We start from the raw sequence: 2,558 nt of genomic DNA, 5'->3' as shown, positions 1-2,558 counted from the left end.
CGCCGGGCCCGCTCCGCGGCCGACAACCGCTCCGAGACGCCGCCCAGCAGCGCGGCCGGGTCGGCGGCGACCCGCTCCTGACCGCTCGTCACGTCGAGGACCCACAGGGCGTTCGCCCGGTCGGTGCCGGACGGCGAGCGCAGGAAGACGACCCGCTCCCCGTCGGGCGCCACCGTGAAGGCGCGCGGCGCGCCCGACGTGAAGCGCTGCGTGCGCGCGTGCTGGCGCGGGAAGGAATCCGCCTCGGATCCGGCCGCGGACGTGGTCTCGATGGTCATCCTCGAAGACTAGGGCCTGATCCCCACGACGGGCCCGGGGCCGGATCAGGCCATGCGCCCCCGCGCGCTCCCCGCCGCTCCCGGTGCTCCCGGGCGGCGACTCATGCGTCGCGACGGATAGTTATGATTCGTAGCGCTGTGTGGGTATCTCTGCAGGAGATGCCTGCCGGTGACCGGATCACTGTGAAGGAAGGACCGCTGTGGCACTCTCGATCTCGGCCGTGGTGCTGTTCGCGATCATCGTCTTCATCCTGATCAAGAAGTCGGGCCTGAAGGCGGGGCACGCGGTGGCCTGCGTGCTCCTCGGTTTCTATCTGGCGAGCTCGTCGGTCGCCCCCACGATCCAGGAGCTGACGACGAACGTGGCGGGCGTGATCGGCGGCATCAAGTTCTAGCCGCCGGGGTTCTAGGCTGGGGGCATGACGGAACTGCCCGGCCGGCGTCTGCTCCTCGTGCACGCGCACCCCGACGACGAGTCGATCAACAACGGCGCCACCATGGCCAAGTACGTGGCCGACGGCGCCCACGTCACGCTCGTGACCTGCACCCTCGGCGAAGAGGGCGAGGTCATTCCGGACCAACTGGCTCATCTCGCCCCGGATCGGGAGGATCTCCTCGGGCCGCACCGTATCGGTGAACTGGCCGCCGCCATGAAGGAACTCGGCGTCGTCGACCACCGCTTCCTCGGCGGCCCCGGCCGCTACCGCGACTCCGGGATGATGGGCGCCGAGCAGAACACGCGGCCCGGCGCTTTCTGGTCCGCGGACCTCGACGAGGCGGCCGCGCACCTCGTCGCCGTCGTCCGCGAGGTCCGCCCGCAGGTCCTCGTCACGTACGACCCCGACGGCGGTTACGGGCACCCCGACCACATCCAGGCACACCGCGTCGCCATGCGCGCCGCCGACCTCGCCGCCGAACCGGCCTTCCGGCGCGACCTCGGGGAGCCGCACACGATCTCCAAGATCTACTGGAACCGGGCGCCCCGTTCCGTCGTCGAGGAGATGTTCCGCCGTCTCGACGCCGGGCTCGACCGCACGCCCTTCGACGTCGCCGCCACCGTGTCCGACGTGCCGGGCGTCATCGAGGACGCACGCGTCACCGCGGAGATCGACGGCAAGCCGTACGGGGTACGCAAGGAAGCCGCGATGCGCGCGCACGCCACTCAGGTCGACGTGCCCGAGGGGCTCGGCGTGTTCGCGCTGTCGAACGGGCTCGCGCAGCCGCTGCTGCCCACGGAGTACTACGAGTTGGTGCGGGGCGAGCCCGGATCGGCGTACGAGAAGGACCTGTTCGAGGGCATCGAGGGAGAGCGCGCGTGATGAGCAACGGCAAGAGCGGTGGCCGGGCCCCCGCCCCGCAGGTGGACCTCCCCTTCGCCTTCGGCGGATTCTCGGCGGGGCGGGCCGCGCTGCTGCTCGCCCTGTTCGTGCTCGGGCTGCTCGTCGGCGTCGCGGGCGCGCTGCTCCAAGGGGGCTGGTTCCCGGGCGGGTTGCTGCTCTCGCTCGTCGGCGCGGCCGGCCTCTTCCACGGCGGCGTGCGGCTGACCCGTGCCAGATCAGGGGCCGTGGCACCCGCGGCGGGCTGGGTCGTCGCGGTCGTCCTGCTGACCGCGAGCCGTCCCGAGGGTGACTTCCTGTTCGGCGCGGGACTCGGCTCCTACCTCTTCCTCCTCGGGGGGATGGCCGTGGCTGTGATGTGCGCCACCCTTGGCGTACCACGGCAACCACCCTCGTCCGCCGCCCGACTTGGGAAGTGACGTCGCACTTATTACCAGCACGGCCGTACCCCCGCAGAGGATTCACCATCCGTCACACGGTGACCTCCTGCGGCGGCCAGTATGGTGGTGCGCGCCGCCGAGCAGCCCGCGCGAGGTCGAGACGGGCGGCGGAGCCAACCGGGAGAACCTGCTTTGAGTCGTGAAACTGACAGTTCGTCCTCCGGGCCCCAGGGGCGCGGCGGCGCCGCGTACCCGTCGGGGACGCCTCCGTACGGAACGTCCGCGCAGGGCGCGGCCTCCGGCGATGCCGGGCCGACGCCGCCGGGTGACCAGGGCGCCCAGGACGGACCCAAGACCGAGACCACGCTGACGACGCGGATCCGGATCAACATCCCCGGCTCGCGTCCGATCCCGCCGGTCGTGATGCGGACGCCGATGAGCGATGTCGACGGGGGGCCGCAGGACGGCGCCGAGGCGCAGGCCGCGGCGACCGAGCCGGACGCCGCCCCGAGCCTTCCCTCCGCGCTCACCGGCTACGCCGCCCAGTCCGACGCCGGCAACGG

3 protein-coding genes and 2 pseudogenes are annotated in these 2,558 nt (G+C 72.0%); 4 read left to right on the top strand and 1 reads right to left on the bottom strand.

The genetic code is table 11. The features are described 5' to 3' along the window. Window positions 1-278: pseudogene (locus G3I40_RS26270) on the bottom strand (S9 family peptidase); the annotation flags it as partial. A gap of 200 nt (window positions 279-478) precedes the next feature. On the opposite strand from G3I40_RS26270, the gene G3I40_RS26265 reads away from it, so the two are divergent. From G3I40_RS26265 to G3I40_RS26250, 4 genes and pseudogenes are all read left to right on the top strand, one after another. Next, window positions 479-673: a hypothetical protein gene (locus G3I40_RS26265; protein ID WP_164304632.1), complete on the top strand. Its 195-nt coding sequence runs from the start codon at window positions 479-481 to the stop codon at window positions 671-673. Between the two features lie 24 nt (window positions 674-697). Next, a complete protein-coding gene (gene mshB / locus G3I40_RS26260; RefSeq protein WP_164304630.1) occupies window positions 698-1,597 on the top strand; it encodes an N-acetyl-1-D-myo-inositol-2-amino-2-deoxy-alpha-D-glucopyranoside deacetylase in 900 nt (299 codons plus the stop codon). Beyond that, on the top strand, window positions 1,597-2,034 hold the full coding sequence (locus G3I40_RS26255; RefSeq protein ID WP_203644813.1) for a DUF6113 family protein: 438 nt from the start codon (window positions 1,597-1,599) through the stop codon (window positions 2,032-2,034). The genes mshB and G3I40_RS26255 overlap by 1 nt, the downstream gene beginning before the upstream one ends. 153 nt (window positions 2,035-2,187) lie before the next feature. After that, window positions 2,188-2,558 (top strand): annotated as a pseudogene (locus G3I40_RS26250) (hypothetical protein); the annotation flags it as partial.

Source organism: Streptomyces sp. SID14478 (genome assembly GCF_010548525.1).
In the GTDB taxonomy this organism is placed as follows: Bacteria; Actinomycetota; Actinomycetes; order Streptomycetales; family Streptomycetaceae; genus Streptomyces.
The sequence above is the reverse complement of the archived record's forward strand: the minus strand, read 5'-3'. Positions and strand labels throughout refer to the sequence as shown.

Coding starts and splice junctions, on each gene's coding strand:
- mshB (WP_164304630.1), top strand. CDS start 698: ATGACGGAACTGCCCGGCCGGCGTCTGCTCCTCGTGCACGCGCACCCC.
- G3I40_RS26255 (WP_203644813.1), top strand. CDS start 1,597: ATGAGCAACGGCAAGAGCGGTGGCCGGGCCCCCGCCCCGCAGGTGGAC.